This window comes from Bacillus solitudinis (assembly GCF_002797395.1).
Lineage (GTDB): Bacteria > Bacillota > Bacilli > Bacillales > Bacillaceae_D > Halalkalibacter_A > Halalkalibacter_A solitudinis.
On sequence record NZ_KZ454943.1, the window covers coordinates 4,176,049 to 4,182,231 of the forward strand.

The window sequence follows — 6,183 nt, forward strand, 5'->3', positions numbered from 1 at the left end:
TTAAAGGACCTTTTAGATGGTAGGTCGTTCAATTTACTAACTATTTGAAGGTACGATATGTCTTTTCTTCTTTCTTTAGTTCTTCTATTCGTTTTTTCCCCCACTCATACATCATTTCAACAATTGGCAAAAGAGTCATTCCTAATTCAGTCATAGAGTATTCAACCTTTGGTGGAACTTCGGGATAAACCTCTCTATGTATAATTCCATCTTCTTCAAGTTCACGCAGTTGATTCGTTAATACCTTATGAGATATCTTAGAGAAAAGTTTTTGTAAATCACTAAAACGATGTGTCCCTTCTACACCTAAATGCCATAAAATCACTACCTTCCATTTGCCACTGATTAATGATAATGTAAGTTCTTTTTCACAATGATAATCACCATTTAATATTTTTTCTTTGATTTCATCTCTTAATTTATCAGCCATAAACATTAGCCCCTTCTTAATAGTAACTATTTGGTAACCCTCGCACATTAAAGTGCCTTCTTCACAAGTAATTAAAGTACACGTTACAATTACTTTAGTGTTAAAAAAACAGAGGAGGAAATTATAAAATGAATAAAAGCGTTTTACTAATTATACCACCAGATCGATTTAATGAAGATGAATTATTCCACCCAAAAGAAGTGTTAGAAAATGCAGGGGTTAAGGTTACTGTTGCAAGTACAAAAGTTGGGGAAGTAAAAGGAGACAATGAAGGAAAGGTTAATATAGAGGTTATCTTCTCTTCGGTTTCACCTAACGAGTATGATATTGTTGGTGTAATAGGGGGATCGGGTACGATCGATTATTTATGGGGTAATCAAGAATTAATGAATTTCTTGAAAGCGGCGTATGACCAAAAAGTTCTTGTAACAGGAATTTGCGCAGGCTCTGTTGCTGTAGTAAAGACAGGCTTGTTATCTGGACGAAAAGCAACTTGCTACCCAGTTGATGTGATGATCAATGAATTGAAGGAGAATGACGTTGAATATGTGGTACAAAACGTCGTTGCTCATAAAGATATCATTACAAGCAATGGTCCAGACGGAGCTAAAGATTTTGGAGAAAGCTTGGTTAGTGCATTAAGTTAATTTGTTAAATCTAACTAAAACCTTCGAAACTTATTTTTGAAGGTTTTTTCTAACTTTTTTTTAGCATTTCAACATTAAGAATACGAATCTTCTATTAATGTGCTGTGGTGGTAACTATCGGGAGCATTACTTAAAGAAAAGGTATGCACTTTTTATTGAAGTAAAGAGACAGAAAACTTCAAAAAGAGTAATCAATCTGCGTACTTGACGTTAGAATCCATAAGAATATAGGATGGTGCATTAATGATTAGACTAATAGATATTAGTGAAGAGAATTGGTTGGAGGTAATTTTCTTATCAACGTGTAAAGGAGTGCCTGCAATTTGTGAAGAATTTATTGCATCTAATGCACTGTCGTTGGTACAAGCGCAGTTTGAAAAAATATGGACAACAAAAGCAATTGAAAAAGAAGGTAAGATTATTGGGTTTACAATGTACGGTTATGCTAAAAAACAGGGTTATTATGAGCTTTGTCGGATTATGATTGACTATAAATTTCAAGGGAATGGATATGGAACGGAAGCAATGCAACTCGTAATTGAGGAAATGAAAAAATTCGAGGATTGTAATAGTATTTATTTATCAACAGATTCAGAGAATATAAAAGGAAAGCATTTATACGAAAAATTAGATTTTATAAATACTGGAGATTATATTGATGAAGAGGAATTATATGTGTTATCAATTAACAAGTAATACAAAATATAATTTAAGCAATAACCTGATATTCAACCCATATACCAAAAAATTAAGCAATCGAATACATTTTAATTTCACTTCAACAATATTCCATTTATCATCTATCTTCATTTATATTTTCTCCTTTCGGAAACGTCATAATTAGAATAGTCAAAAAAATAATGTATATTCAGGAGTTCTATTTAGCGGATAAAAAACTTTCCTTTTCTTTTAATATGTTGTAACAAGGTTATGAAAGCTAATCGGCTTTATCCAACTCTAACGGAGGATACTAATGAAGAAGAAAGACTAAAAACGACAGATCCATTTGTTACGTAGTACAAGGATAATATTCAATAGAAAAGGATATTCAACACCAGGCGCATTTCTAATAAAGAAGCGTCTTTTTCATTTTATGGCCAGATTGCAACAAAAAATATGACGAATAAAATGGATATTTATGTTAAAGTGCAAATGAGTTTGTGAAAGATTGTACTTAAAGTAACGGGCAGAATTCTTTAAGAAGGAATTCTAACCTATTTATAGAATACTGTTTATTGTTAGCAGAGTTAGTTTAGTTGAGAAGAGAAAGGTGAGATGAGAATGGGACAAATTAAAATTTATGGGGTTAAGGAAAGGTTAAATCCAATTAAGGAAACATTATCGAATGTTATTCATTCGTGTATGGTGGAAGCACTTGAATTTCCTTCGGATAAAAAATTTCATCGCTTTTTCCCTATGGACAAAGAAGATTTTTATTTTGCGAGTGGGAGAACCGAAGCATATACCGTAATAGAAGTTAGTATGTTTGAAGGTCGAACGGTTGAAGCTAAAAAACAAATACTAAAGCTATTATTCGAACGTATAAATAGTGAATTGAGTATATCCCCTCAAGATGTTGAGATTACCATTTTTGAAACACCAAAACATAACTGGGGAATAAGAGGATTACCTGGGGATGAGTTAGCACTGAATTATAAAGTTAATGTATGAGTAAAAGGTGGTCAATTAGTGACCGCCTTTTTAGCTTATTCAAGTAACGGGTGCGTTTCTGTAATAAAAGCAGGAACGTTTTCTCTTTTCTCTCCTAAATAAAAGGAAATTAATGCTAAGATAAAATAAAGTATTAGGTGTTATTCATCTATCGGTGCAGAAGAGTATAAGAAGTAATCGATATTTGATAAAATATTAAATGGAAGAAGGGATTTGTGAAGTTATGGATGCTTTAAATGCGATTTTTAATCTTATTCTATTCGTATTAGTGATTTACGGAATATCAAGAATTGCTCATAATTTTAATAATACCAATGAGAAATTAAACAAAATTGATAATAAATTAGATGAAATCAAAGCATTTCAAGATAAGAAAGAGTAATGCTTCTTCAACAAACGGGTGCATTTCTGCAATAACAGCGGGAATGCTGTTTTTTTTATTTTCGAATCAAATAAAAGGGAAAAAATGTTATATTTGATTCAGTGTAAAAATGTTGTTCGACTAACGGAGCAGAATAGTTGAAAAAGGAATTTCTAATCTCTTTATAGAATAGTGTTTATTGTTAGCCGAGTTTAGTTAGTTGAGAATAGAAAGGTGAGATGAGAATGGGACAGATTAAAATTTATGGGGTAAAAGACAGTAAATCCAATTAAGGAAACACTATCAAATGTTATTCATTCGTGTATGATGGAAGCACTTGAATTTCCTTCGGATAAGAAATTTCATCGTTTTTTCCCTATGGACAAAGATGATTTTTTTTATGCAAGTGGAAGAACCGAAGCATATACCGTAATCGAGGTTAGTATGTTCGAAGGTCGAACAGTAGAAGCTAAAAAACAATTACTAAAGCTATTATTCGAACATATAAATAGTGAATTGAGTATATCCCCTCAAGATGTCGAAATTACAATTTTTGAAACACCAAAGCATAATTGGGGGATAAGAGGTTTACCAGGTGATGAGTTAGCACTGAATTATAAAGTAAATGTATGAGAAATAGGCGGTCGTTTCGACTGCCTTTTTAGATTATTCAAGTAACGGGAGCAATCCTTTAAGGAGCAGGTTAATACAATTTAATATTAAGGGGTTGAGAAATATGAATTGGATATTGCTAATATTAGGTATTACTTTTTTATTACTAATAATTAGAGGTATTGCATTTTTGGAAATGAAAAAAGACAAGTCATTGTCAAAAGAAATAAAACAAAATACACTAATGCTTCCGTTAGGTATTGTTCTTATGTTCTTAATTGCCTTTATCCCATACCAAATATGGGTCCTATTCGGCAGTCCAGTTGGTTGGGAAATCCTTTATATTTTTGGTTTTTCAGGAGTTATAACCATTGTTCTTTGTTTTTGGTTTTATAGTAATCAAATTAAACAAAAAAGGACTAATTCAAAAATGGAGATATTGAAGTAACGGGTGCGATTGCTCAAAAGGTAATAGCTCTTTGTGTTGAATTGCGGAACACTAGGCAGGTATTTCAAAATTGTCTTTTACTGGGGGATTGATTTGGATAGATTTTTATTTATATTCGGACTGATATTTTTTGCATTTTGTCTTATCTTCTTTGTAATGAATTTTATTGGTGAATATGATGGATTGATGCTTATTGGGACATTGTTTGGAATGCTTAATGTAAGTATTGCAATGGGGATTTTTGAAGTTTTAGGAGTATTAAAAAGCAAAAAATAAATACTGTGTGAAAAGAGGTACTTAAACAAACAGGTGCTTCGTTAGCGAAACAAGGCATCGCTTGCCTTGTTCCGCTAACGATGCAGGATAATTTAATAAGCTAATGAGTTATTATAGAAATTAATAAATAGAGAGTTAAAAGGTATTTAAGGAGGGTTTTTATTGCAAATAAAAATGAAAGTAATAGAATGGCTCGGTTTCATAATTTGTTTAGGTTGTTTGATTACTATTGGTACATTTCGACATTATAGCATAACGGATACACTTTGGTGGTCTATTCTTTGGGTATTAATGTTTGTAGGTGGAGCTATTACGATAATTGCTTTCTTAATTAGGAGATTTGGAACCAAAGTAAAAAGTAATAGTTTATAAGATATTTGTGAGTAGGTTAACAACAGAAAATCTTCTTCAAGTAACGGGTGCATTACTTCAAGAAGCTGAGGTTGTTCTTTTGCTTATTGATGGACCGGGCAGTTACACAAGCCATTCTAAATTTGCTGGAGGATTAAAGACATGCAGAATGTGGCAACCGAATTAGAGATAATAATGAGGGAAGCTTTATTGAGTAACAGTCTATTCTTTGCTGAGCAGGTATATGTAAAGGGTGAGAATAAACATTATACTTTAGATTTCGTTGTATATGGATAATTTTGTAAAGTTGTGGTGGAGTGTGATGGACCACATCATTTTAGTGCGGAGAATTGGTACAAAGATACTCATATAAAAGTCCCCACTGTACAAAACAATTCTTGATTAGCGTAATGTGTTTTCTTCTCTTCATCCGATAACTTTAATCCAAATAAGGAAATTCAAACTTGTTCAAATAAAAATGAAGCGGATCATTAAAATTAATATTTTAAGAGAGGAAACAATCAACCATTTCGCGTTAAATAACAGTTTAACGAAGAATTAAATAGTACAATATATATTTATAACTTTTATCAGCTTTACTGTATAAAATTAGTCTTTTCCTTCAAAGTATTATACACTTATTTTATATTCAGTTTGCTGTTTAAAATAAGTGTTGAGGTGTTTCTATGAATGATTTTACGGAAGTTACCGAACTAAAAAATGAACTCGACCAACTCAGACCTCTTCCTTCTGCTGCAGTTAAAAATTTAAATGAGGTTCTTCGTGTTGAGTGGACATATAATTCCAATGCTATCGAAGGTAATACATTATCATTGATTGAAACTAAAGTTGTCTTAGAAGATGGACTTACAATAGGTGGAAAGCGTTTAAAGGAACATTTTGAAGTAATTAATCATTCGGAAGCAATTGATTATATTGAAGAGCATGTCTTAAAAGATAAAAAACTCGATGAAAGAACGCTGAAAAATCTTCACTATTTGGTATTAAAAAATATAGATAATGAAAATGCAGGTAATTATCACAATATAAACGTTAGAATCTCTGGTAGTGTGCATGAGCCACCGAATTTTCTTCAGGTACCTCAGGAAATGTCTAATTTACTATCATGGTATGAGGATAATAAGGGTGACTTACACCCTGTGGAACTGGCAGCACTTTTTCATTTTAAATTTGTTTATATTCATCCGTTTTCAGATGGAAATGGCAGAACGGCCAGACTCTTAATGAATTTAATACTAATGGAAAATGGTTATTCCCCTGCTATTGTCAAAGCTGAACATGAACAACGTTTAAAATATTATGAAACGCTTGAGTTGGCAAGTGTAAAACAAATCTACAGCCCTTTTATTGAATTAATCACTGGCTG

Annotated in this window: 9 protein-coding genes and 1 pseudogene; 9 read left to right on the forward strand and 1 reads right to left on the reverse strand. The window is 32.0% G+C overall.

All coding sequences use genetic code 11. The features are described 5' to 3' along the window. Positions 1 to 40: 40 nt before the first annotated feature. Positions 41 to 430 (reverse strand): winged helix-turn-helix transcriptional regulator, encoded by a 390-nt coding sequence (locus CEF19_RS20465; RefSeq protein ID WP_100407765.1) that lies wholly within the window; start codon positions 428 to 430, stop codon positions 41 to 43. Positions 431 to 558: 128 nt separating this feature from the next. On the opposite strand from CEF19_RS20465, the gene CEF19_RS20470 reads away from it, so the two are divergent. The 9 genes and pseudogenes from CEF19_RS20470 to CEF19_RS20510 form a co-directional block, all read left to right on the forward strand. Beyond that, complete coding sequence (locus tag CEF19_RS20470) at positions 559 to 1,077, forward strand: DJ-1/PfpI family protein (RefSeq protein WP_100407766.1); 519 nt, start codon at positions 559 to 561, stop codon at positions 1,075 to 1,077. A gap of 243 nt (positions 1,078 to 1,320) precedes the next feature. Next, on the forward strand, positions 1,321 to 1,773 hold the full coding sequence (locus CEF19_RS20475; RefSeq protein ID WP_100407767.1) for a GNAT family N-acetyltransferase: 453 nt from the start codon (positions 1,321 to 1,323) through the stop codon (positions 1,771 to 1,773). 585 nt (positions 1,774 to 2,358) lie between these two features. Then, a complete protein-coding gene (locus CEF19_RS20480) occupies positions 2,359 to 2,748 on the forward strand; it encodes a tautomerase family protein (protein ID WP_100407768.1) in 390 nt (129 codons plus the stop codon). 199 nt (positions 2,749 to 2,947) lie between these two features. Continuing rightward, positions 2,948 to 3,130, forward strand: a complete 183-nt coding sequence (locus CEF19_RS20485) for a hypothetical protein (protein WP_100407769.1) — start codon at positions 2,948 to 2,950, stop codon at positions 3,128 to 3,130. Positions 3,131 to 3,354: 224 nt separating this feature from the next. Next, positions 3,355 to 3,742 (forward strand): annotated as a pseudogene (locus CEF19_RS20490) (tautomerase family protein). 103 nt (positions 3,743 to 3,845) lie between these two features. Beyond that, positions 3,846 to 4,169: a hypothetical protein gene (locus CEF19_RS20495; protein ID WP_100407770.1), complete on the forward strand. Its 324-nt coding sequence runs from the start codon at positions 3,846 to 3,848 to the stop codon at positions 4,167 to 4,169. Positions 4,170 to 4,262: 93 nt separating this feature from the next. Continuing rightward, the gene (locus tag CEF19_RS20500) at positions 4,263 to 4,445 is read left to right on the forward strand and encodes a hypothetical protein (protein ID WP_100407771.1); all 183 of its coding nucleotides are present in this window, start codon (positions 4,263 to 4,265) and stop codon (positions 4,443 to 4,445) included. Between the two features lie 379 nt (positions 4,446 to 4,824). Further along, the gene (locus CEF19_RS23335; RefSeq protein WP_157800851.1) at positions 4,825 to 4,983 is read left to right on the forward strand and encodes a hypothetical protein; all 159 of its coding nucleotides are present in this window, start codon (positions 4,825 to 4,827) and stop codon (positions 4,981 to 4,983) included. Between the two features lie 499 nt (positions 4,984 to 5,482). Further along, on the forward strand, positions 5,483 to 6,183 hold a 701-nt coding region (locus tag CEF19_RS20510), incomplete at its 3' end, for a Fic family protein (RefSeq protein ID WP_100408396.1).

Excerpts from the sequence above, each read along its gene's own strand:
- CEF19_RS20470 (WP_100407766.1), top strand. The coding sequence starts at position 559 with ATGAATAAAAGCGTTTTACTAATTATACCACCAGATCGATTTAATGAA.
- CEF19_RS20475 (WP_100407767.1), top strand. The coding sequence starts at position 1,321 with ATGATTAGACTAATAGATATTAGTGAAGAGAATTGGTTGGAGGTAATT.
- CEF19_RS20485 (WP_100407769.1), top strand. The coding sequence starts at position 2,948 with ATGGAAGAAGGGATTTGTGAAGTTATGGATGCTTTAAATGCGATTTTT.
- CEF19_RS20465 (WP_100407765.1), bottom strand. The coding sequence starts at position 430 with ATGGCTGATAAATTAAGAGATGAAATCAAAGAAAAAATATTAAATGGT.
- CEF19_RS20480 (WP_100407768.1), top strand. The coding sequence starts at position 2,359 with ATGGGACAAATTAAAATTTATGGGGTTAAGGAAAGGTTAAATCCAATT.
- CEF19_RS20495 (WP_100407770.1), top strand. The coding sequence starts at position 3,846 with ATGAATTGGATATTGCTAATATTAGGTATTACTTTTTTATTACTAATA.